This window comes from Pseudomonas sp. GZD-222, from assembly GCF_049310525.1.
In the GTDB taxonomy this organism is placed as follows: domain Bacteria; phylum Pseudomonadota; class Gammaproteobacteria; order Pseudomonadales; family Pseudomonadaceae; genus Aquipseudomonas.
On the sequence record NZ_JBMOWO010000056.1, the window covers coordinates 1 to 21,826 of the forward strand.

General features: G+C 61.3%; 20 protein-coding genes. 7 read left to right on the forward strand and 13 right to left on the reverse strand.

The features are described 5' to 3' along the window. Positions 1-70 precede the first annotated feature (70 nt). From ahpF to ACO6VD_RS10705, 9 genes are all read right to left on the reverse strand, one after another. Positions 71-1,633, reverse strand: a complete 1,563-nt coding sequence (gene ahpF, locus ACO6VD_RS10665; protein ID WP_422418872.1) for an alkyl hydroperoxide reductase subunit F — start codon at positions 1,631-1,633, stop codon at positions 71-73. 121 nt (positions 1,634-1,754) lie between these two features. Then, a complete protein-coding gene (ahpC, locus tag ACO6VD_RS10670) occupies positions 1,755-2,318 on the reverse strand; it encodes an alkyl hydroperoxide reductase subunit C (protein WP_038612379.1) in 564 nt (187 codons plus the stop codon). A gap of 134 nt (positions 2,319-2,452) precedes the next feature. Then, positions 2,453-4,996 (reverse strand): fimbria/pilus outer membrane usher protein, encoded by a 2,544-nt coding sequence (locus ACO6VD_RS10675; protein ID WP_422418874.1) that lies wholly within the window; start codon positions 4,994-4,996, stop codon positions 2,453-2,455. 20 nt (positions 4,997-5,016) lie between these two features. Then, positions 5,017-5,757: a molecular chaperone gene (locus tag ACO6VD_RS10680; protein ID WP_422418876.1), complete on the reverse strand. Its 741-nt coding sequence runs from the start codon at positions 5,755-5,757 to the stop codon at positions 5,017-5,019. A gap of 59 nt (positions 5,758-5,816) precedes the next feature. Beyond that, positions 5,817-6,344, reverse strand: coding sequence for a fimbrial protein (locus tag ACO6VD_RS10685; RefSeq protein WP_422418878.1), 528 nt, complete (start codon positions 6,342-6,344; stop codon positions 5,817-5,819). 195 nt (positions 6,345-6,539) lie between these two features. After that, the gene (gene gorA / locus ACO6VD_RS10690) at positions 6,540-7,898 is read right to left on the reverse strand and encodes a glutathione-disulfide reductase (RefSeq protein ID WP_422418880.1); all 1,359 of its coding nucleotides are present in this window, start codon (positions 7,896-7,898) and stop codon (positions 6,540-6,542) included. A 95-nt stretch (positions 7,899-7,993) separates the two neighbouring features. After that, complete coding sequence (gene galU / locus ACO6VD_RS10695; protein ID WP_128325695.1) at positions 7,994-8,833, reverse strand: UTP--glucose-1-phosphate uridylyltransferase GalU; 840 nt, start codon at positions 8,831-8,833, stop codon at positions 7,994-7,996. A gap of 202 nt (positions 8,834-9,035) precedes the next feature. Beyond that, on the reverse strand, positions 9,036-9,947 hold the full coding sequence (locus ACO6VD_RS10700; protein ID WP_422418882.1) for a c-type cytochrome: 912 nt from the start codon (positions 9,945-9,947) through the stop codon (positions 9,036-9,038). Then, on the reverse strand, positions 9,944-10,594 hold the full coding sequence (locus ACO6VD_RS10705) for a c-type cytochrome (protein ID WP_422418885.1): 651 nt from the start codon (positions 10,592-10,594) through the stop codon (positions 9,944-9,946). Before ACO6VD_RS10705 ends, ACO6VD_RS10700 begins: the two co-directional genes overlap by 4 nt. 255 nt (positions 10,595-10,849) lie before the next feature. Between ACO6VD_RS10705 and ACO6VD_RS10710 the strand changes: the two genes are divergently transcribed. Together ACO6VD_RS10710 and ACO6VD_RS10715 are read left to right on the forward strand one after the other, a co-directional pair. After that, a complete protein-coding gene (locus tag ACO6VD_RS10710) occupies positions 10,850-11,578 on the forward strand; it encodes a DUF899 domain-containing protein (RefSeq protein WP_422418887.1) in 729 nt (242 codons plus the stop codon). A gap of 162 nt (positions 11,579-11,740) precedes the next feature. Further along, on the forward strand, positions 11,741-12,658 hold the full coding sequence (locus ACO6VD_RS10715; protein WP_422418890.1) for a bestrophin family protein: 918 nt from the start codon (positions 11,741-11,743) through the stop codon (positions 12,656-12,658). Here the strand turns inward: ACO6VD_RS10715 and ACO6VD_RS10720 are convergent. Then, positions 12,639-13,631, reverse strand: a complete 993-nt coding sequence (locus ACO6VD_RS10720; RefSeq protein ID WP_422418892.1) for a bile acid:sodium symporter family protein — start codon at positions 13,629-13,631, stop codon at positions 12,639-12,641. The genes ACO6VD_RS10715 and ACO6VD_RS10720 overlap by 20 nt on opposite strands. Positions 13,632-13,710: 79 nt before the next feature. Here ACO6VD_RS10720 and ACO6VD_RS10725 point away from each other — a divergent pair, with 79 nt between their 5' ends. Beyond that, positions 13,711-14,520 (forward strand): AraC family transcriptional regulator, encoded by an 810-nt coding sequence (locus tag ACO6VD_RS10725; protein WP_422418894.1) that lies wholly within the window; start codon positions 13,711-13,713, stop codon positions 14,518-14,520. Here ACO6VD_RS10725 and ACO6VD_RS10730 read toward each other — a convergent pair. Continuing rightward, a complete protein-coding gene (locus ACO6VD_RS10730; protein WP_422418896.1) occupies positions 14,515-15,402 on the reverse strand; it encodes a LysR family transcriptional regulator in 888 nt (295 codons plus the stop codon). The two genes, ACO6VD_RS10725 and ACO6VD_RS10730, sit on opposite strands and share 6 nt — an antisense overlap. A 133-nt stretch (positions 15,403-15,535) precedes the next feature. Between ACO6VD_RS10730 and ampC the strand changes: the two genes are divergently transcribed. Beyond that, positions 15,536-16,702 (forward strand): class C beta-lactamase, encoded by a 1,167-nt coding sequence (gene ampC / locus ACO6VD_RS10735; RefSeq protein WP_422418908.1) that lies wholly within the window; start codon positions 15,536-15,538, stop codon positions 16,700-16,702. Positions 16,703-16,705: 3 nt separating this feature from the next. Here the strand turns inward: ampC and ACO6VD_RS10740 are convergent, their stop codons facing one another. After that, a complete protein-coding gene (locus ACO6VD_RS10740; RefSeq protein ID WP_422418898.1) occupies positions 16,706-17,329 on the reverse strand; it encodes a glutathione S-transferase family protein in 624 nt (207 codons plus the stop codon). 3 nt (positions 17,330-17,332) lie between these two features. Beyond that, positions 17,333-18,127: a response regulator transcription factor gene (locus tag ACO6VD_RS10745; protein ID WP_422418900.1), complete on the reverse strand. Its 795-nt coding sequence runs from the start codon at positions 18,125-18,127 to the stop codon at positions 17,333-17,335. A gap of 178 nt (positions 18,128-18,305) precedes the next feature. On the opposite strand from ACO6VD_RS10745, the gene ACO6VD_RS10750 reads away from it, so the two are divergent. From ACO6VD_RS10750 to ACO6VD_RS10760, 3 genes are all read left to right on the forward strand, one after another. Then, entirely contained in the window at positions 18,306-19,427 is a 1,122-nt protein-coding gene (locus ACO6VD_RS10750) for a P1 family peptidase (RefSeq protein WP_422418902.1), read from the forward strand. A gap of 85 nt (positions 19,428-19,512) precedes the next feature. Next, positions 19,513-20,886, forward strand: coding sequence for a nucleotide 5'-monophosphate nucleosidase PpnN (gene ppnN, locus ACO6VD_RS10755; RefSeq protein WP_422418904.1), 1,374 nt, complete (start codon positions 19,513-19,515; stop codon positions 20,884-20,886). A 181-nt stretch (positions 20,887-21,067) separates the two neighbouring features. Beyond that, positions 21,068-21,754, forward strand: coding sequence for a TIGR04211 family SH3 domain-containing protein (locus tag ACO6VD_RS10760; protein ID WP_422418906.1), 687 nt, complete (start codon positions 21,068-21,070; stop codon positions 21,752-21,754). The last annotated feature ends 72 nt before the right edge of the window (positions 21,755-21,826 follow it).

Below are 21,826 nucleotides of genomic sequence, written 5' to 3' on the forward strand. Positions count from 1 at the left end.
GGGACCTCCCTCGTGGGCTAGCCCCTCCTCCTGTGGGGGGGGGGGCTTGCTCCCCCCGCGATCTGGTTTATCAGGCCGGTGCAGAAGTACGGATCAGGTGATCAAAGGCTGCCAGTGAAGCCTTGGCCCCCTCGCCCACCGCAATCACGATCTGCTTGTACGGCACCGTGGTCACGTCGCCTGCAGCAAACACACCTGGCAGGTTGGTCTGGCCACGGGCATCGACGATGATCTCGCCACGCGGCGACAGTTCGAGCGTGCCTTTGAGCCAGTCGGTATTGGGCAGCAGGCCGATCTGTACAAAGATCCCTTCCAGGGCGATGTCATGCAGCTCATCGCTGTTGCGATCCTTGTAACGCAGACCGTTGACCTTCTCACCGTCACCCAGCACTTCGGTAGTCAGCGCACTGGTGATCACCTTCACGTTCGGCAGACTGTGCAGCTTGCGTTGCAGCACCGCATCGGCACGCAACTGGCTATCGAACTCGATCAGCGTTACCTGGGCGACGATACCGGCCAGGTCAATGGCCGCTTCGACACCTGAGTTACCGCCACCGATGACGGCCACACGCTTGCCTTTGAACAGCGGGCCATCGCAGTGCGGGCAGTAGGCAACGCCACGGCTGCGGTATTCTTTTTCACCCGGCACGTTCATTTCACGCCAGCGCGCACCGGTCGCCAGGATCACGGTTCTGGCCTTGAGCGAGGCACCACTGGCCAGGCGAACTTCGTGCAGACCACCATCAGTGCCCGGAATCAGCGCCTCACCGCGCTGCAGGTTCATGATGTCGACGTCGTACTGTTTAACGTGCTCTTCCAGGGCCATGGCCAGTTTCGGGCCTTCGGTTTCCTGTACCGAAATGAAGTTCTCGATGGCCATGGTGTCGAGCACCTGACCGCCGAAACGTTCGGCCGCAACACCGGTACGGATGCCTTTACGTGCGGCGTAGATCGCCGCTGCGGCGCCGGCCGGGCCACCGCCTACCACCAGTACATCAAAGGCATCTTTGGCGTTGATTTTCTCGGCCTGGCGTTCACCGGTGCTGGTGTCCAGCTTGGCGACGATTTCTTCCAGGCCCATGCGGCCCTGGCCAAACACTTCGCCGTTGAGGTAGACGCTCGGCACGGCCATGACCTTGCGCGCTTCGACTTCGGCCTGGAACAGCGCGCCGTCGATGGCGACATGGCGCACGTTGGGGTTGAGCACCGCCATCAGGTTCAGCGCCTGGACCACGTCCGGGCAGTTCTGGCACGACAACGAGAAGTAGGTTTCAAAGTTGAACTCACCTTTGAGCGCGCTGATCTGCTCGATCAGTTCTGCGCCGGCTTTGGACGGGTGACCGCCAACCTGCAGCAGGGCGAGCACCAGCGAGGTGAATTCGTGGCCCATGGGGATGCCGGCAAAGCGCAGGCTGATGTCGCCCCCCGGGCGATTGAGCGAGAACGAAGGGCGACGCTCGTCGCTGCCGTCCTCACGCAAGGTAATCAAGGTGGACAGGCTGGCAATTTCCACCAGCAGGTCGCGCAATTCGCGGGATTTCGCGCCGTCATCGAGGGAAGCAACGATCTCGATCGGCTGAGTGACCCGCTCCAGGTAGGTTTTCAACTGAGTTTTAAGCGTGGCGTCCAACATACGGGCGATTCCTTTTTCAAACGGTAGAAATAACAACGCCCGGGCGAAAGCGCCCGGGCGTTTTGCGGGGCGGTGACAACGTCAGGTGCGGTAGACCACCGCCCTCGGCTGGCTCACGGTCTTAGATCTTGCCGACCAGGTCCAGCGATGGCGCCAGAGTGGCTTCGCCTTCTTTCCACTTGGCCGGGCAAACTTCGCCTGGGTGGGCAGCGACGTACTGGGCAGCCTTGATCTTGCGCAGCAGTTCGCTGGCGTCACGGCCAACACCGCCATCGTTCAATTCAACGATCTTGATCTGGCCTTCAGGGTTGATCACGAAGGTGCCACGGTCAGCGATACCGGCTTCTTCGATCAGCACGTCGAAGTTGCGCGAGATCACATGGGTCGGGTCACCGATCAGCGGGTACTGGATCTTGCCGATGGTGTCCGAGGTGTCGTGCCAGGCTTTGTGGGTGAAGTGGGTGTCGGTGGACACGCCGTAGATTTCTACACCCAGATCCTTGAACTCGGCGTAATTGTCGGCCAGGTCGCCCAGCTCGGTCGGGCAGACGAAGGTGAAGTCGGCCGGGTAGAAGAACACCACGGACCATTTGCCCTTGAGGTCGGCTTCAGACACTTCGACGAACTTGCCCTGGTGGTAAGCAGTGGCTTTGAACGGTTTTACCTGGCTGTTGATGATAGGCATGAGTGACTCTCCTTCAGGGGGTTGAAAAATCTGATGGGAGAATCGTAGCTAATACATTCGCTCAATGCTCATTGGCAAAGCTCATGTTGTTGATTGGTTTTGGCTATAAGTACCGAGCCAGATAGGTTGAACACTCATAACAACGCCTCCGGCCGATCATTGGCAGATTGCGCACAGGTAGCTGTGAGCTGCGCCGGAGCGTTGCCGATCGGCGTGCTATCCGGCATCCGGTAGATCAGCGAACACTGTTGCTGCAGGCTTTCGCCCCAACGCACCTGCAGCGTCCCCTGGTCGTTGACGCCGCGCACATGCAAGCGACTGCCCTGCCCGACCATACCCAGTTCCTGGCCGGATTCATCCAGCACCTGGGCACCGAACGGCAAGGCCGCGCCATCGGCCAGCCGCGCGTCGATTACCGCACTGCGTCCGCTGCGGGTCGGGTAGTACAGCAGCGCTGCCGCACCGGCACGCGGCACCACTTGCTGGCTGCTGATCTGCAGTTCGACATCCTGTGCAGTACCTTTGGGATCAAGCTCCACGGTATTGAGGCTGTAGGGCATCAACTCCGGTAGTACGCCATAGCCGCGGCGATCAAGCCGCACCTGCGGCGCCTGTTTCAGGCGTGCGTGCATGGCACCGGGCGCATGCACAATGGCAAAGCTCTCGCCCAGCGGCTGCGCACCTGTGAGCCCGCCGGCATGAGCGACAAGCGCACCGCGAACGCCCAATGAGGCCTGACGGTAATCGCTGTGCTGGGCAAACGTACCGCTGACTTCGGCGACAGGACCGCGGTAGAGCAGATTGGCGTCCAGACCGGCAGTGTCGCGCTGGTCGTCATGCGCCGTGGCAAGACCCAAACCATAACCCCACTCGCCGTGCTCACCGGCCGTTGTACTGAGTCGGGTGGTCGTCGCGTACTGCCCTCGGGCATCGCTGTTCGGGGTGCTGCTCAAGGAACTGCGTCGGGTCTCACCGAACGGCACGCTGAAGGTCACACCGAAACGGTTGAGCCGCCCCGTCGATGAGTACTGCTCACGAATGGCATTGATCCCGTATCCCAGCGAACCAAACCGGTGGTAGTAACCGAGTGAGTAGCTCAGATCGCTCCCCGGCTGCCGCCAACGTTGCGTATGCGTGGTCTGCAGGGTCAAGCGGCCACCCTGCTCGCCCAGGCCCTGGTTGACGGCAAGACTTGCACGCAAGCGGCTACGCTGCTTTGGATAGAAAACAGAATCGACATCGTACTGCCTACGGGCAAATTCATTGAAGCCGTAGTAGCCCAGATCACTGCCAAGCAGACTGGCGCTCAAGTCGCTCATCGACGACGCCACCACCTGGCGCCAATTAAGGCGCAGCGCCTGACCGCTGAACGCCCCTTGGACATTCAGTGCTGCGCGAGACTGCAGCGCGGTCAGCGACACGGCTCCCAGACGACTGTTGATGGTCGCCCCGAGTGCGCCAGCCTGGTAGCGATCGGCCCCCAGCAAACCGCCATGGACGCTGACACGATTGCTTATCCCCTGCTGCCAACTGCCCTGCACATGCTCTGGCCCAGTGCCTCCCAGGCTGTCGCGCCAGCTTCCGAGGCTGAAATCAAAACGACTGGCGCCTGGACGCAACGCCAGCGGCGCCACCTGATAAGGCACGGTGAAGGTGCGCTGGCTACCATCAGCCTCCCTCAGGGTCACTTCCAGATCATCACTGAAACCGTTGGCATACAGGTCGCTGATTTCGAATGCCCCAGGCGCCACGGTCGACTCATGCACCACCACGCCGCGCTGGCGTATGGTCAGCAGCGCGGTGCTGTAGGCTGCGCCACTGACTGTCGGCGCAAAACCGCGCTGCGAAGCCGGTAACATGCGCTCGTCGCTGCCAAGCCCGAGCCCCAGGTAAGCGATACTGTCGAACACCTCGCCGCGGCTGTAAGCCTGCCCCAGTGTCAGTTTTGCCTTCCACGGGGCCACATCGCGTTGCACATAGGTGGCCATAGGTTTGTAGGATTGCTCGATGCCTGCCCCGGCCTGGAGATTGCCTTCATGCCGCCAGTACCATGCGCCGGTATTGACGCCACTGCGCAGTCCCAGAAACGACTGCTGCCAACGCTGGCCATCGGCTCGACTCTGTTGACTGAACAGGTTGAGACGGTAATCGATGAAGGCCGCACCTGTGCCACTGTCCCATTGCTCCGCAGGCAGATAATCGCGTGGTGTGTACAACAACGCCTGCTGGGCAATTTGCAGGTTCAGGCGTAACCCGGAAAAATCCAGTTGTTCAGTGGCCTCAAGCGCCAATGCTGCCAACGGCAGACAGCTATCAGCACGTTGCAGTTGCTCGCGTACCGAGATGGCAAGCTGTGCGGCATCAATGGCCAAGGCATGCAGCAACGCGTCGCTGTAGCAAGGACTGGCTTGCTGTTCATCACCTTGTCGACGCAAGGACACTGACCAACGCCCCTTCCACTGCTCATTGATCACTACATCCAGTGTCTGGTCGCCTTCAGGTATCGTATCGGCGTGCTGAAAGCGCCTGACATCGGCAGCAAGGCCCTGTTCTCCTTGCAAGAACCGGGCATCGAACTGCAATGCCGCAGCCGGTGCATCGCTACTCGCCATTGCTAATCCCAGGCACAGCAGGCCCCGGACCGACAACCGCTGGCGGCCGGCAGAAAACCTGTTCATAACGGTCGTCTCCGGCGCGGTCAGTGCGTGCGTACCACGTCAGCGGTGTGTTGCGCTGACAGCACCGCGCCATAATCAGTGACACTGCTAAAGTGCACGCTGGCCTTGGACGCCTCGACCTGATCGAGGCCTGGCACGGTAAACAGTTGTGTCGACAAAGGGTCGATATGACTGGAGGCTGCCTCGTACACCCGCCCCGCCAGGTGCACGGACAGTTCGCTGAGGTTGACGTGATAGCGACTGGGATTGTGCGCTTCGAGCATCCACGCCTCGCCGCGTTTGAGCAGGCGCCAGGTCAGCGCTTGGGGGGCATGCTGGGCACTGCCTGCAAGCCCCTTGGGGCGATACAGCAACTTGATCCGGGAGCGCACGGCTACTTGCAGGGTGTTGCCCTGGCCTTTAGGTGGAATGTCGAGCACATTGAGCCAGTACAGGCTCTCGCGGTCGTGAGCGAAGTCGTGCTCACCCACAAACAAACGCAGCGTCTGGCCCTTGCCAGGCTCGAGTCGGAACAACGCCGGTGTCAGGCTGAACGGTACCTGAAGCTGCTCCACCGGCACGTTCGCTCGCCCCTCATCGATCCACACCTGGACCAGAGAGGGATGCTGCCCCTGGTTGCTCAGGCTGACGGTGACTTCCGTCTCCTCGGCGGGATAGACCACCCGGGTTGTAGCAATCACCACATTGGCATTAACGGCGCCACTGAATAGCCAGGCAGCCAGCAGCCACCCGCGCCAGAACGGCAGGCAGGATCCTTTCATGGGGTTTCCTGGATCGACAAATACAGGGGAAGGCAGCCCGGAAAGGGCCGCCTGGAACATCACGGGTAGGTCAGGGTGTATTGCACGCGGGTGTTCACCGGCCCAGGAGTGGTGTTACCCAGGGAGTAGTACTCAGCCGAGTAGTTGAGCAATGCCTGGCCGTTGCTGATGTCGACGATCTGGGAGTTCTGACTACCTTCGGCCCCTGCGAGATTCATTGGCGCGTTAGTGTCGTTACGCAGTTGCACTTCGACGTTTGTGCTTCCACCGCTATCAACGATCAGTCGACCTTGCGGGCTAACGGTAGGACCCGGTTCAAAATAGGTGGAAACGCGATTCAAACCGGGCGTGCAGTTGGTCAGCCTCAAGGCGAAAGGCGTGTTTCCAGCGACCTGACCAGGGTTGGCCAGCAGGCTGGACGGCACCTGTGGCAGGTTTACCGCCACATTATTCTGACCACCATTGACCTGGCAGGTGCTCGCCAGAACGCTACCGCTGAAGCTCATCTGGCCGTCGGCTTGTACCAGTCCCGCGCTAAGAAGAAGGCTGCAACCCAATGCAAAAATATGCTTTTTTGAAGGTTTCATAGTGACATTCTTGAGGGAAATGATTGAGACAATCAGGCCCTGACCTGACTGTGCGCTGCTATGCAAGGCCCAGTCAGTATCTGGAATGTCGCTGTTGCCGACTGCCAGCGGTAGTCGGCCAAGAACGTACGCTTTCGTTTCAGCTCAGGTAGGAAACTGCACAGCTCCTGCACGGCAACACTGCAGGGGCGTGGCTCAACGCGAAACCGGCGTGCGCAGGGTGACAAACTCTTCGGCAGCCGTCGGGTGCACGCCGATGGTTTCGTCGAACTGCTGCTTGGTCGCCCCGGCCTTCAGTGCAATGCCAAGGCCCTGGATGATTTCGCCGGCATCCGGGCCGACCATATGGCAGCCCAACACGCGGTCGGTGTCAGCGTCGACCACCAGTTTCATCAGGGTCTTTTCCTGAACCTCGGTCAAGGTCAGCTTCATCGGCCGGAAGCGGCTCTCGAAGATCTGTACCTTGTGGCCTTGCTCAAGTGCCTGTTCTTCCGTCAGGCCCACCGTACCGATAGGCGGCTGACTGAACACCGCTGTCGGAATGTTCTGGTAGTCCACCGGACGATACTGCTCGGGTTTGAACAGGCGCCGTACCACCGCCATGCCTTCGGCCAGGGCCACAGGCGTCAATTGCACCCGACCGATTACATCACCAATGGCCAGGATCGACGGCTCAGTGGTCTGGTACAGGTCATCGACACGAATGAAGCCGCGCGGGTCAAGCTCCACCCCGGTGTTTTCCAGGCCCAGGTTGTCGAGCATCGGCCGCCGGCCGGTGGCGTAGAACACGCAGTCGGCGACCAGCTCGCGACCATCCTTGAGGGTGGCCTTGAGGCTGCAGTCGTCCTGGCGCTCGATGCGCTGGATATCGCTGTTGAACTGCAGGTCCATGCCACGTTTTTCCAGCTCTTCCTTAAGATGCGTACGCACTGCGCTGTCAAAGCCACGCAGGAACAGCTCGCCACGGTACAGCAGCGAAGTTTTCGCCCCCAGGCCCTGGAAGATGCCGGCAAATTCCACGGCAATATAACCGCCGCCGACCACCAGCACGCGCTTGGGCAGGTCCTTGAGGAAGAACGCCTCGTTGGAGCTGATCGCCAGTTCCTTGCCCGGAATGTCCGGGATCTGCGGCCAGCCACCGGTGGCAATCAGAATATGCTCGGCACTGTAGCGCTGGCCGTCGATTTCCACTTCATGGGCGCCGGTCAGCTTGGCGTGGCCTTCGAGCAGGGTCACGCCGCTGTTGACCAGCAGGTTGCGGTAGATGCCGTTAAGCCGCTCGATCTCGCGGTTCTTGTTGGCGATCAACTGCCCCCAATCGAACTGCGCGTCTTCCAGCGACCAGCCAAAGCCTGCGGCCTGCTCGAAGTCGTCGGCGAAATGCGCGCCGTAGACCAGCAGCTTTTTCGGCACACAGCCAACGTTAACGCAGGTACCGCCCAGGTAACGGCTTTCGGCAACCGCCACTTTTGCCCCGAAGCCCGCAGCAAAACGCGCAGCGCGCACACCGCCGGATCCGGCACCAATTACAAACAGATCAAAATCGTAGGCCATTTCAGTCTCCTTGGCAGGCCGTCAGCATACCCCGACTGACAAGTCGGAAACAAAAAAGCCACCCGAAGGTGGCTTTTTCATACAACACCGAGGACTCAGTAAGCCTTACCGGTCTTGTAGAAGTTCTCGAAGCAGAAGTTGGTCGCTTCGATGTAGCCTTCGGCGCCACCGCAGTCGAAGCGCTTGCCCTTGAACTTGTAGGCAATAACGCAGCCATCCTGGGCCTGTTTCATCAGTGCGTCGGTGATCTGGATCTCACCGCCCTTGCCCGGCTCGGTTTCTTCGATCAGCTTGAAGATGTCCGGGGTCATGATGTAACGGCCGATGATCGCCAGGTTCGACGGCGCATCTTCAGGTTTTGGCTTCTCGACCATGTTGCGTACACGGTACAGGTCATCACCGATCAGATCACCGGCAATCACACCATATTTGCTGGTTTCCTGCGGGTCGACTTCCATGATTGCAACAATGGTGCAGCGGTACTGTTTGTACAGCTTGACCATCTGCTTGAGTACGCCGTCGCCTTCAAGGTTGACGCACAGGTCGTCCGCCAGCACCACGGCGAACGGCTCATCGCCGATCAGTGGGCGACCGGTGAGGATCGCGTGACCCAGGCCTTTCATTTCAGTCTGACGGGTGTAGGAGAACGAACACTCGTCGAGCAGACGACGGATGCCGACCAGGTATTTTTCCTTGTCGGTGCCCTTGATCTGGTTTTCCAGCTCATAGCTGATGTCGAAGTGGTCTTCCAGAGCGCGCTTGCCGCGGCCGGTAACAATGGAAATCTCGTTCAGTCCAGCTTCCAGCGCTTCTTCAACGCCGTACTGGATCAGTGGCTTGTTCACCACCGGCAGCATTTCCTTGGGCATGGCTTTGGTAGCGGGCAGGAAGCGAGTGCCGTAACCGGCTGCCGGGAACAAGCATTTCTTGATCATATACGTCCTTAACAAGGGCTTTGCGTACGAAATTCGGCGCAGTCTAATCAGGCGGCGGTCACCTTACAATGCCCCCCATCAACTGGTCGATGCCATGATAGAGAAATCCTAGTGTAGATAGTTCCCGGGGAAGGTAAATATCGCACCCCTACGACGCCGGGAACTGTCGGTAGCAGCAGCGCTGCCACCGACACGCAAGGCTCTACAACGTGCCCTTGCCGATCAGCACCCCGTCTATCGTCTGCCCATACAGATTGACCCCGTCATTGGCGTGGTATTTGACTCGCGTCTTCTCGATCGAGCCCTCCACCAGCCGCGGATCCTGGGGCCGTTCATGACGGTTGATGTAGGCGGCAACATCCCAGGCTTGCTGATCGCTCAAAGTGCCGGGCTTGCCCAAAGGCATGTTGTACTTGATAAACGAGGCCGCTGTATTGATCCGGTGCATGCCTGCCCCCCAGTTGTAGGAGTCCTTGCCCCACAGCGGCGGCATCACGTAGTCCTGAGCCACCTTCTGGCCCTGGCCTTCAGCCCCGTGGCAGATTGCACATTGTTGCTGATAAACCTGCTCACCGCGCTTGAAGTCATAGCCCTGGGCCGGCTGCGCCACCTCGGGATAACCGCGCCCCGGGGTTTCCACGCCAATCGGCGCTTTGCTTGCCAACCAGTAGGCATACACCGACAACGCGGTCATTTCCGGGCTGTCAGCCGCCGGTGGCGTGCCGTTCATGCTGAACTGGAAGCAGCCCTGGATACGTTCGGCAAAGGTGTTGACCTTGTCGTTTTTCTTACGGTACGCCGGGTACATCGGATACGCGCCCCACAGCGGTGCCGAGTTACCCAGGCGCCCCTGATCCAGGTGGCAGTTGCTGCAGTTCAGGCCGTTACCGACCTTGTCCGGCATCAGTCGCCGGGTATCGACGAACAGCGCATGACCCTGGCGGACCATTTTGCCGAAGGCGTTGTCCGGCAGTTCACTTTCAGCCGGCGGGGCAAAGCCCTGGGCACCCGCCGCCGCAGGCACCTTGAGTTGCGACTGGTCTTCCATGGCGATGGAGGCGGCGTGGGCGCTGCCCAGTGTCAGGGCCAGGACTGCGAACATGAGTGACTTCATGGTTTGACCTCCTGGCTGGCAGGATTGGCAAAGTAGTCAGCCACCGCCTTCACTTCCTCATCGCTCATGGCCTTGGCCACACCCACCATCAACTGGTTCGGATCGTTGCTGCGACTGCCGTCGCGCCAGGCATTGAGTTGCGCCACCAGGTAGGCCGCAGGTTGGTGAGCCAAGGGTGGAAAATGTTCCCCTACCCCGACACCGCCCGGTCCGTGACATTGCACACAGCCCGGGATCTTACGGTTCCAGTCGCCGTACAAGGCCAGCTTCTGCGTGGCATCCGCCGCCATCTGTTGCCTGCGGGTATCGGCCACGGCGTCGCCTGGCATGGCCGCCAATGTGGTCGTCACCGCCTGGATTTCCTCATCGCTGAGGGCTTTGGCCAGGGGTTCCATGATTGGATTTTTGCGACTGCCATTACGAAAATCGTGCAGTTGCTTGCTCAGGTAGGCGGCCGGCAACCCGGCCAGGCGCGGAAAACCTGCTGCAGCCATGCCTTTGCCGTCGACACCATGGCACCCCAGGCAGGCCATTGCGGCAGGATTCTGGCCACCCTGGCTGAAGATTTTCTGACCGTCTGCGGCAAGGGCTGCGGGAACTGAAAAGAGCAGCACGCTGCTCATCAGGATTCGATCCAGTGGGATCATCACGGGCTCCATTCTCTTGTTATAAGTCTGGCTATAAGCTTAGGCTTATTTTTCATAAGCCTATGGATAGTAGGCCTATCAACCTTCAGCGACAACGGTGAACCTGAAGAGAAAATGGCAAATCGCCAGCTGAATCGATTAGGGCGTATCGCTCGGAGAGACCGCTCATCAGCCAGACACCTCTGTTGAAGCCAGCCTGTCGATTCCCCTCTTGCCCGGACGACCATGAGTACATTCCCCCGCAGGAGCGTGACCATGGACAACTACCGCAACCCGCAAGTGGTTTCCCGCAGCGAATGGCTCAGTGCCCGGCGACAATTGCTGTTGCATGAAAAGGCCCTGACCCACCAGCGCGACGAGCTCAGCAGAGCCCGGCGTGCACTGCCATGGGTACGGGTCGAGCAGAACTACAGTTTTGAAGGTCCACAGGGACACCTGAGCCTGGCCGACCTGTTCGCTGGACGCAGCCAGCTACTGGTCTATCACTTCATGTTCGCCGACGGCTGGAGCGAAGGCTGCGACGGTTGCTCGTTCCTCGCCGACCACTTCGATGGCGCCAATTTGCACCTGGCCCACCACGATGTTTCGCTGGTGGCCGTGTCGCGGGCGCCCTTTGCCCAGTTCCAGGCGTTCAAGCAACGCATGGGCTGGAAGTTTCCCTGGCTGTCGTCCCACGGCAGCCCCTTCAACCGGGAGTTCGGCGTCAGTGTCAGCGATGACGGCAGCAGCCAGTACAACTACGAACCCTACTCGGGTAACGAAACCGAGCTGCCAGGCTTGAGCGTGTTCTATCGCGACGCTGACGGCACGCTCTTTCACACCTACTCAAGTTACGCCCGCGGCCTGGACATCCTGGTCGGCGCCTACAACTTCCTCGACCTGATGCCCAAGGGGCGCAACGAGGAAGGCACCATGGACTGGGTGCGCTATCACGACCGCTACGAAGGGGCCGATGCCGACAAGCCGCACTGCTGCCACGAGTGAGCAGGACTCAAAAGTAATTGAGCCAGGCAATATCCCGACGTCGCTGTTTCAGCGCGTCGGGTGCTGCAGTCACCTGCCACGTTCGTCGAGCTGTAACCCTGCGGGCCTTTGCCCTACAGTAGTGCGCGCAACTTCTCGCGCCACTGTTCTAGGTTTGCCTCAATGATCATCCAGCCGCAAAAACCCTCCATCCGCGTCCTGCTGTTCTCGCTCAAGGGCTCGATCATTCCGGCCATCTGGCGCAAAGTGCTGTACACCGTGCTGATCAGCTCGGCCGTGGTGGCCACCCACGGCACCTTGTTCGAATACAAGGTCATCCTCACCGCGACGCCCTTTACCTTGTGGGGCCTGACCCTGGCGATCTTCCTCGGTTTCAGGAATACCGTGGCCTACCAGCGCTTCTGGGAGGCGCGCACACTGTGGGGCGAGCTGCTGATTGTCAGCCGCAACCTGACCCGCCAGACCCTGAGCCTGCTACCCACCCTGAACCCTGATCAGCGCCGCGCCCTGCTCGATCCGTTGGTGGCCTTCGCCTATGTGCTGCGCGACCAGCTACGTGGCACCCCGGCCAGCGCCGACCTGCAACGCTTGCTCGACAGCCCGACCCGCGCCCTGCTGGCCAGCAGCGACGCCCCGGCCAGCCGCCTGCTCGGCATCGTCGGTCAGCGTTTCATGGCCCAGGTGCGTGAAGCCGGCGGTGGCGAGGTACTCCAGGCCAACCTTGACCAGCAATTGAGTCGTCTGTCCTACGTGCTGGGTGGCTGCGAACGGATCAAGAACACGCCGATCCCCTACCCCTACATTCTGATGCTGCACCGCATCGTGCATGTCTACTGCTTCCTGCTGCCGTTCTGCCTGGTGGACAGCATTGGCTGGTTCACCCCATTTGCCGTCTGTGTGCTGGCCTACACCTTCTTTGGCCTGGATGCACTGGGTGACCAGATCGCCGATCCCTTCGACACTCAGCCCAACGACCTGGCGCTGGACGCGATGTGCCGCAACCTGGAAATCGCCGTGCGCGAGCTCTCCGGCGATGCAGCCCCGGCGCAGCTGCAACCGGTCAAGGGTGTTCTGCTCTGAGCGCCGACTCACCACCACGCGCTGCGTAGTGCTGGGCCAGCACTGCGCAGACCATCAGCTGGATCTGGTGGAAGATCATCAGGGGCAGGATCATCGCGCCAATACCACCGCCGACAAACAGCACCTGAGCCATCGGCACGCCGGTGGCCATGCTTTTTTTCGAACCGGCAAACAGAATGGTGATGCGGTCTTCGACGTTGAACCCCAGCCAGCGCCCGAGGGCCGCCGTGCACCAGAGCACCACCGCCAGCAACAGACAACAGACCAGCACCAACCCGGCCAGCCGCGAGGGCGCCACCGAATGCCACAGACCGCTGACCACCGCATCGCTGAACGCGGTGTAGACCACCAGCAGGATTGAGCCCTGGTCGACGATTTTCAGCCAGCGCGCATTACGCGCCACCCAGTGGCCGATCCAGCGTCGCGCCAGTTGCCCGGCGACAAAGGGCACCAGTAACTGCAGGACGATCTTCAACACCGCGTCCAGGCTTGAGCCGGTATCGCCCTCTACGCCCATCAGCAAGACCACCAGCAACGGCGTCAACACAATGCCCAGCAAGCTGGAAGCAGCGGCGCTGCAGATCGCCGCGGGAATGTTGCCACGTGCCAGCGAGGTGAAGGCGATAGCCGACTGCACCGTCGCAGGCAAAGCACACAGATAGAGCACGCCCAGATACAACTCATCGCCCACCAGCGGCAGGAACAATGGCTTGAATGCCATGCCCAGCAGCGGAAACATCACGAAAGTGCAGGTGAACACCAACAGGTGCAGGCGCCAGTGCCCGGCCCCCGCAGCGACCGCCTCACGCGACAGCTTGGCGCCATGCAGGAAGAACAACAGGCCGATGGCCAGGTTGGTCAGCCAGCCGAACAGCACCGCCCCGCTGCCTTCACAGGGCAGCAAGGTGGCAACGAGGATCACCCCGAGGAGGGCCAGGGTGAAATTGTCGAACAGCATGCGCAGGTACTTCATGGTCGATCCTGACTTGTTATTGTGGCGTGGCAGACGATAAGGTCTTTGCACCTTCTTCACTAACGCCAGAACCCTGCCAGTGTCGCCAAACGGACAACCCACCCTGCCTGAGCCGCAAGCACTCGAGCACCTGAGCCAGCTGCCGCGCCCGCTTTACGGTCATGTCCAGAGTTTGCCCAACATTGTTCTGGGTTACCGCCACGCGCACCCTTGGGGGCAGCTGTCCTATGCCCTTGGCGGTGTGCTGCAAGTGCATACCGATAACGGTTTCTACCTGGTGCCGCCGCAACGCGCCGTGTGGATTCCGGCACAAGTCCAGCACCGGGTCAGCTGTCCTGGCGATACCTGTTTGCGCAGCCTCTATCTGCAACACGCGCCGGTTGCCTGGTCAGCCACGCAGTGCCGGGTGATTGCGGTCAACCCGCTGTTGCGCGAGCTGATCCGCACCTTCAGTGAACTGCCGGTGCACTATGACCCGCAAGGCGCCGACGGGCGCCTGGTACAGGTGCTGCTCGATCAACTGGCGATGGCTGGCGAGCAAAAATTGATGTTGCCGCTGCCCCAGAGCAGCCACCTGCGCACACTGTGCAACCACCTGCAGGCACAGCCCGATGCGCCAACCAGCCTGGGCGACTGGGCGATCCAGGTGGGCGTGTCGGAAAAGACCCTGAGCCGTCTGTTCCAGCGCGAAACCGGCCTGAGCTTTCGTCTCTGGCGCCAGCGCATGCGCCTGCTCAGCGCGCTGCCGGCACTGGAGCGTGGTGAACGGGTAACCGATGTCGCCCTGGCCTGTGGCTACGATTCGCTGTCGGCCTTTATCGCCGTATTCGGCAAGCAGTTCGGCCTGCCGCCGGGGGCGTTCTTTCGGGCCCGGGCCGAGAGTTCATAGAAGGGTTTCAACTGCCGTGGCACTGCACAACCATGCCTTGAACGCCGACATCGCCGTGGTTTCGGCCCGCGACTGCAGGCGCGTCAGCCAGTAACTGCCGGTGCTGATGCTGACCGCAAAGGGCTGGCGAACGGCATCACTGGCCAACAGCCGTTCGAACATCAAGGGTGGCGCCAGGGCGACGCCCGCCCCTTGTTGCGCAGCCTCCATCATCCCCAGCGACGAGTCGAAGACCACGGTGCGCGCCGGCTGTACAGCGCCAGTTACGCCCGCGGCGATGAACCACTCGGTCCACTCATCGGTACGGTAAGAACGCAGCAGGGTCTGTTGCAACAGGTCCGCCGGTGACTGCAGCTTCGCCGCGATCTGCGGCGTACACAGCACCGACAGCGGGGCTTCGAACAAGGGCACAGCTTCAATGCCGTGCCAGGCGCCACTGCCGAACCGGATCGCATAGTCGAGCCCTTCGGCGGCGACGTCGACACGGTTGTTGTTGGTGGACAGACGCAGATCGATATAGGGGTGGCGGGCCTGGAAATCCGCCAGGCGCGGCAGCAACCAGCCGACGGCAAATGTGCCCACGGCTCCGACCGTCAGTACTTCCCGATAGTGCCCACCTTCGAAACGGTCCAGGGCTTGGGCGATGCGGTCAAAGCAATCGCGCAGCACCGGCAACAAGGTTTCTCCCTCGCTGGTCAGCATCAGGCCGCGGGGCAGGCGCTTGAACAGCGTAACCTTGAGCTGGGCTTCGAGGCTCTTGACCTGATGGCTGACGGCGGCCTGGGTCACGCACAGCTCGATCGCTGCGCGGGTGAAACTCAGGTGCCGCGCCGAGGCCTCGAAAGCCCGCAAGGCATTCAACGGCAGATGCGGCCGGATCATCAGGACTCCATAGTTTTTCTAATGGCTGCTGCTAAATATCATCGTTTGCCGCGGACCGGCAAAGCCCCTAGATTGGCGGTCCCTGCTGCAGCCAGGCTCACCACCTTCCACGCATATGGAACCTTGTCCGATGATGCACCATAAAACCAAGGTCAGGCCAGGGATTCTGGCCGCTGTAACACTTATCCTGGCGACCGGCCAGAGCGTCGCCAGTACCCTGCCCGACGCGCAGCTTGAGTCAGCGGTGAACACCGTCGTGCGCCCGCTGATGCAGCAACAGGCCATTCCCGGCATGGCCGTGGCCGTCAGCGTCAACGGCAAGCAGCACTACTTTAACTACGGGGTGGCATCGAAACAGACCGGCCAGGCCGTGAGCACCGACACGCTGTTCGAGATCGGCTCGGTGAGTAAAACCTTCACCGCCACCCTCGCCGCCCTGGCCCAGGCCAACGGCAAGCTGTCGCTGAGCGATCCGGCCAGCAAGCATTGGCCGCAGCTCAAGGGCACTGCGTTCGATGGCATCACCCTGCTCAACCTCGGTACCTACAGCGCTGGCGGTCTGCCCTTGCAGTTCCCCGAGCAGGTCAAGGACCAGGCGTCGCTGCTCGACTACTACCGCCACTGGAAGGCCGACTATGCGCCTGGCACGTATCGACTGTATTCCAACCCGAGCCTGGGATTGTTCGGCTACCTGGCCGCGAAAAGCCAGGACACCCCGTTTGTCGAGCTGATGGAAAAACAGCTGCTGCCACAACTGGGCCTGCAACACACCTTCGTCGAAGTGCCTGCGGCACAAATGGGCAACTATGCCCAAGGCTATGACAAAGAGGATAAAGCCGTGCGTGTCGGTCCGGGAGCGCTGGATGCCGAGGCCTATGGACTGAAAACCACTTCCGCCGACTTGCTCCGCTATGTCGACGCCAACCTGCAGCCACAAAGCCTCAGTGCGCCGTTGCAGCGGGCCACGGCCATAACCCAGACCGGTTATTACCGCGTAGGCGAAATGACCCAGGGCCTGGGCTGGGAGCAGTACCGCTACCCGCTGACCCTGGATCAATTGCTGGCAGGAAACTCCACGTCGATGACCCTCGAACCCCACCGGGTGGAGTGGCTTAATCCAGCCCAGCCGTTGCAGGACAACACGCTGCTGAACAAGACCGGCTCGACCAACGGTTTTGGTGCCTACGTGGTCTTCGTACCGTCAAAGCGCATCGGCATCGTGCTGCTGGCGAACAAAAACTATCCGAATGCCGAACGGGTCAAAGTCGCCCACGCGATCCTCACCGCGCTGGACCAATAGCCGTTACGGCGTGCCGTTGCGCCCATGCAGACGGTAGCCTTCGCGCTGGCTCAAGCGCTCGTAATAGGCTTGCACCGCTGGCAGCGCAGGACGCTCCAGCGGCGTCTGGAACCAACGGTTGACCGACAGGCCGATGGGGATGTCCGCCAGGGAAAACACCTCACCGCTGACATAGGCACCGGTGCGTTCAAGCTGGCGATCGAGGATGGTCATGTTCCGCGCCCAGTTGCGGCATGCCGCAGCCAGGGCTTCAGGATCCTGGTGCGCGGGTGACTGGCGCACCAGTGAGAGAAAAACGTAGCTCCAGGCGCCGTTGAGGTCGGTTGCCTGCCAGTCCATCCACTGATCGACCCGCGCGCGCAATTTTGCCGCCGTCGGATACAGGTGCTCGCCGCCATACTGGTTGACCAGGTATCGGATGATGCTGTTGGACTCCCACAAGACGAAATCGCCGTCTTCGATCACCGGCACCATGGCATTGGGATTGAGCGCCAGAAACGCCTCGCTGTGGGTCGACTGAAAGCCCGAGCCCCAGTCTTCACGTTCAACTTCCAGTTTCAGCTCGGCGCAGGTCCACAGCACTTTGCGCACGTTGATCGATGAAGCCTTGCCCAGTAGTCGCAGCATCATTCACTCCTGTGTTTCCTGTTGAGTCAGCCGTTGCAAAAACAGGCTGAACAGCTCTGATTGTGTTGAAACACCCAGCTTGGCGTACAGGTTGCGACGGTGCACTTTCACCGTTTCCTGGGAAATAGTCAGGCGCTTGGCAATCGCTTTGCTGGAGTTGCCACGCAACACCAGACGAGCGATTTCCAGCTCGCGGGCCGACAGGGTATCGCTGCCGAAGTGCTCCAGCGCGCGCTCTACCGGCGTCACCTGGGTAGCGTTGTCCTGGGTCGGGTTCTGCAACCGCCAGTGTTGGCGCAACAGCGCCAGCAGCCAGGGTGCGTACAGCGTCATCTGCCCCAGGTGTGCGGTCTCGAAGCGCTGGTTAGCGCCCAGGGAAATCGCCAGCCGCTGCCCCGGCGTCAGGTTAAGGATCAACTGTAGCTCGTCCTCGCCGATGGCCGAGCGAAAGTAGTTCTGAAAATAGTCGCTCTGACGAAATTCGTCCGGCGCCACCTCTTCCATGCGATAGACGCCGTCGGCCAGGCCGTCCTGCATGGCCTGGTTGAACGGGTCGAGCAGGTACAGGCCACTGAGGTAAAGGGGCATGGGCGACGGTGTATCGCTGAAGCCGCGGTCGAACTCGGCCAGCACCACCGGTGCGCAGTCGTTCTCGGCAAAGATCACCAGCCCGTTGTCGAACGGCAGCATCTGGTTCAGCAGCATCAGGGTCTGCTGCCAGAACCCTGGCCGCCCCAACTGCTCGATCACCTTGGCCAGCCCATGATGATGGGCCGCAGCTTCGAATAGCGTCTGCACCGATAACTCCTGAGGGGTAACGACTGGGGGGAATCGCCAACGGCGGGCCGAGTTCCTAGACTCTGCACACCGGCACGCAGTATTGCGGTAGCCCGCCCGGTTTGTCATGTACGGCATGACCCCGGGGCAGGCACGGCAGCAAGCGGCCTTCGAAACTTTCCGATGGAGCAGTGAAACAATGCGTATTCGTGAGCTGGGCATCCGTATTGGCATGGGCAATCCCGGCGTCTACAACGCCATTACCGATGTCCCTGGTGTTCGTGTCGGTCATCACACGATCCATCGCGAAAACGGCGAGCAATCGGTCCACACCGGCGTCACCGTGATCGAGCCACGGCCGCAACCGGCGCACCTGCAACCGTGCTTTGCCGGTGTCCATGTACTCAACGGCAACGGTGACGCGACCGGGCTTGAGTGGATTCGCGAAGCAGGCCTTCTGACCACGCCGATTGCCTACACCAACACCCACAGCGTCGGCGTGGTCCGCGATGCGTTGGTGGCTGCCGAACGCGAGCTGGGCAAGCATCGCACCTACTGGTGCATGCCCACGGTGCTGGAAACCTACGATGGCGTGCTCAATGACATCTGGGGTCAGCACGTCACTGCCGAGCACGTCCATGCTGCCCTGGCCGATGCCCGTAGCGGGCCGGTGACCGAAGGTTGCATAGGCGGTGGCACCGGGATGATCTGTCACGAATTCAAGGGCGGCATCGGTACTTCGTCGCGGGTGCTGAGCGCTGCAGCCGGCGGCTGGACCGTCGGCGCCCTGGTGCAGGCCAACTATGGCGTGCGCGAAGCACTGCGGGTGGGTGGCTATCCGGTCGGCCAGGTGCTGGGCGAGCTACCTTCGCCGTTTCGGGGCGGCGACAACATCGGCGAAGCCGGTATGGGTTCGATTGTCGTGACCCTGGCCACCGATGCGCCGCTGCTGCCCCATCAGTGCACGCGCCTGGCCCAGCGCGCCAGTGTCGGCCTGGCGCGGGTCGGCGGCGGCACCGAGGACACCAGCGGCGATATTTTCGTGGCCTTTTCGGTGGGCAACAGCGACTTGCCGATCACCAATGTCGGCCGTCCGGGCGAACCGACCAGCACGGTGCAGATGGTCAATAACGACCACATCTCCGCCCTGTTCAGCGCGGCGGCCGATGCCGTGGAAGAAGCCATCCTCAACGCGATGCTGGCCGCCAGCGACTTGCAAGCCAATGGCCAGCAAGCCCTGGCGCTGAAGCCCGAACAGCTGCTTGAAGCCTTGCATGCTGTCGGCTGGAAAGCTGATCCACGTGCTTTAGAGCGGTCCTGACAGACAAGGCACTCGTTGCTGCGACAATTTGTCGGTATGGTGGTATTCAGAAGATGGACGTTTACCCGCTCACAGGAAACCCAGAATGCCCCAACGTGAAGTTATCAATGCATCTGTCAGCCCAAAAGGCAGCCTGGAAACACTGTCTCAACGTGAAGTACAGCAACTGAGTGAAGCCGGTTCCGGCAGCCTGTACACCTTGTTCCGCCAGTGCGCGCTGGCAATCCTCAACACCGGCGCGCATGTCGACAACGCCAAGACCATCCTCGAAGCCTACAAGGACTTCGAGGTGCGCATTCACCAACAGGATCGCGGCGTGCGCCTGGAGCTGCTCAATGCGCCGGCCGACGCCTTCGTCGATGGCGAGATGATCGCCAGCACCCGCGAAATGCTCTTCAGTGCCCTGCGCGACATCGTCTACACCGAAAGCGAACTGGCCAGCCAGCGCATCGACCTGGAAAGCTCCCAGGGCATCACCGACTACGTCTTCCACCTGCTGCGCAATGCCCGCACCCTGCGCCCTGGCGTCGAGCCGAAGATGGTGGTGTGCTGGGGCGGCCACTCGATCAGCAGCGAGGAATATCAGTACACCAAGAAGGTCGGTCACGAGCTCGGCCTGCGTAAACTGGACGTCTGCACCGGCTGCGGCCCGGGCGTCATGAAAGGCCCGATGAAAGGCGCGACCATCGCCCATGCCAAGCAGCGCATGAGCGGCAGCCGCTACCTCGGGCTGACCGAGCCGGGCATCATCGCCGCCGAAGCGCCCAACCCGATCGTCAACGAACTGGTGATCCTGCCGGACATCGAAAAACGTCTGGAAGCCTTCGTACGAGTCGGCCACGGCATCATCATCTTCCCCGGTGGCGCCGGGACTGCCGAAGAGTTCCTCTATCTGCTCGGCATCCTCATGCACCCGGACAACCGCGACCTGCCGTTCCCGGTGATCCTCACCGGACCGAAAAGCGCCGAGCCGTACCTGCAGCAGCTGCATGCCTTCGTCCAGGCCACCCTTGGCGACGAGGCGAGCAACTACTACCAGATCATCATCGACAACCCGGCCGAAGTGGCCCGACAAATGGTCGAGGGGCTCAAAGAGGTCAAGCAGTTCCGTCGCGAGCGCAACGATGCGTTCCATTTCAACTGGCTGCTGAAGATCGAAGAAAGCTTCCAGCGCCCCTTCGACCCGACCCACGAGAACATGGCCGGACTGCAATTGCGCCGTAACCTGCCCGCCCACGAACTGGCCGCCAACCTGCGCCGGGCGTTCTCCGGGATTGTCGCCGGCAACGTCAAGGACAAGGGTATCCGCCTGATCGAAGAGCAAGGTCCGTACGAAATTCATGGTGATGCGGCGGTCTTGCACCCGCTGGGCAAACTGCTGGAAGCCTTCGTCGCCCAGCACCGCATGAAGCTGCCTGGTGGCGCCGAGTACGTGCCCTGCTACCGCGTTGTGACCTGACTCCAACCCTCCCCTGAGTTGCGGGCACAGCCAGTGCCCGCAACATTTGCTGCCATTTTCCTACCCCCTTCAGTGAACCTGCCTGCAGAAAAGTGGTCTTTCTGCTGGCGGCTTGCGTGCACGCCCGTGTTCACCGGCCCAGTCATCGGGCTTTTAATTTTTACTTCACGCGAAGACCATCATGCCTATCTCTCGTCCTGTTCCTGCGGCGCTTGCCCCTGTTTTCTCTTCTTCCCTGCGCCCGCGCAACAGACTTGCCTTCGGCCTGATCGGCGCCCTGATTGCCCTGAGCGGCCCGGTGCAGGCCGAAGAAGCGCCTGCCAGCAGCGAGCGCTGGGTCAGCGACAGCCTGACCACCTTCGTGCGCAGCGGGCCTACCAACGGCCACCGCATCGTCGGCAACCTCAAGTCCGGGCAGAAAGTCACCCTGCTGGACACCCAGGGCAACTACAGCCAGGTACGCGGTGAGTCCGGCGATATCGTCTGGATCACCAGCAGCGACCTGCAGGCGGTTCCCGGCCAGGCAGAACGCCTGCCGCAACTGACCGAGCAGGTCAGCCAGCTGAGCCAGCAACTCAAGACCATCGACGACAGCTGGAAGACCCGCGTGCAAGGCATGCAGGAAACCCTCGACTCGCGCAAAGCCTTGATCGATGAACTGGAAGCGCGCAGCAAGGCGCTCAATATAGAGCTGAGCGACACCCAGTCGGAGCTGCGCAGCACCCAGGCACGCCTGGGCGATGAGAACAAACAGGTATTGATGCGTTACATGGTCTACGGCGGCGGTATCGCTGGGGCCGGTCTGCTTGCCGGACTGATCCTGCCGGCCCTGAGCCGCGGACGTAAGCGCAACGACCGCTGGTTCTGAGGGTGGGAGCGGGGGGGGGGGGGGGGGGGGGGATGCTGGCGGCACAGCGGGAGTACTGAAGAAACAGAACCC

Bases quoted from the DNA above. Each gene is read 5' to 3' on its own strand.
- ahpF (WP_422418872.1), bottom strand. From the start codon at position 1,633: ATGTTGGACGCCACGCTTAAAACTCAGTTGAAAACCTACCTGGAGCGG.
- ahpC (WP_038612379.1), bottom strand. From the start codon at position 2,318: ATGCCTATCATCAACAGCCAGGTAAAACCGTTCAAAGCCACTGCTTAC.
- ACO6VD_RS10675 (WP_422418874.1), bottom strand. From the start codon at position 4,996: ATGAACAGGTTTTCTGCCGGCCGCCAGCGGTTGTCGGTCCGGGGCCTG.
- ACO6VD_RS10680 (WP_422418876.1), bottom strand. From the start codon at position 5,757: ATGAAAGGATCCTGCCTGCCGTTCTGGCGCGGGTGGCTGCTGGCTGCC.
- ACO6VD_RS10685 (WP_422418878.1), bottom strand. From the start codon at position 6,344: ATGAAACCTTCAAAAAAGCATATTTTTGCATTGGGTTGCAGCCTTCTT.
- gorA (WP_422418880.1), bottom strand. From the start codon at position 7,898: ATGGCCTACGATTTTGATCTGTTTGTAATTGGTGCCGGATCCGGCGGT.
- galU (WP_128325695.1), bottom strand. From the start codon at position 8,833: ATGATCAAGAAATGCTTGTTCCCGGCAGCCGGTTACGGCACTCGCTTC.
- ACO6VD_RS10700 (WP_422418882.1), bottom strand. From the start codon at position 9,947: ATGAAGTCACTCATGTTCGCAGTCCTGGCCCTGACACTGGGCAGCGCC.
- ACO6VD_RS10705 (WP_422418885.1), bottom strand. From the start codon at position 10,594: ATGATCCCACTGGATCGAATCCTGATGAGCAGCGTGCTGCTCTTTTCA.
- ACO6VD_RS10710 (WP_422418887.1), top strand. From the start codon at position 10,850: ATGGACAACTACCGCAACCCGCAAGTGGTTTCCCGCAGCGAATGGCTC.
- ACO6VD_RS10715 (WP_422418890.1), top strand. From the start codon at position 11,741: ATGATCATCCAGCCGCAAAAACCCTCCATCCGCGTCCTGCTGTTCTCG.
- ACO6VD_RS10720 (WP_422418892.1), bottom strand. From the start codon at position 13,631: ATGAAGTACCTGCGCATGCTGTTCGACAATTTCACCCTGGCCCTCCTC.
- ACO6VD_RS10730 (WP_422418896.1), bottom strand. From the start codon at position 15,402: ATGATCCGGCCGCATCTGCCGTTGAATGCCTTGCGGGCTTTCGAGGCC.
- ampC (WP_422418908.1), top strand. From the start codon at position 15,536: ATGCACCATAAAACCAAGGTCAGGCCAGGGATTCTGGCCGCTGTAACA.
- ACO6VD_RS10740 (WP_422418898.1), bottom strand. From the start codon at position 17,329: ATGCTGCGACTACTGGGCAAGGCTTCATCGATCAACGTGCGCAAAGTG.
- ACO6VD_RS10750 (WP_422418902.1), top strand. From the start codon at position 18,306: ATGCGTATTCGTGAGCTGGGCATCCGTATTGGCATGGGCAATCCCGGC.
- ppnN (WP_422418904.1), top strand. From the start codon at position 19,513: ATGCCCCAACGTGAAGTTATCAATGCATCTGTCAGCCCAAAAGGCAGC.
- ACO6VD_RS10760 (WP_422418906.1), top strand. From the start codon at position 21,068: ATGCCTATCTCTCGTCCTGTTCCTGCGGCGCTTGCCCCTGTTTTCTCT.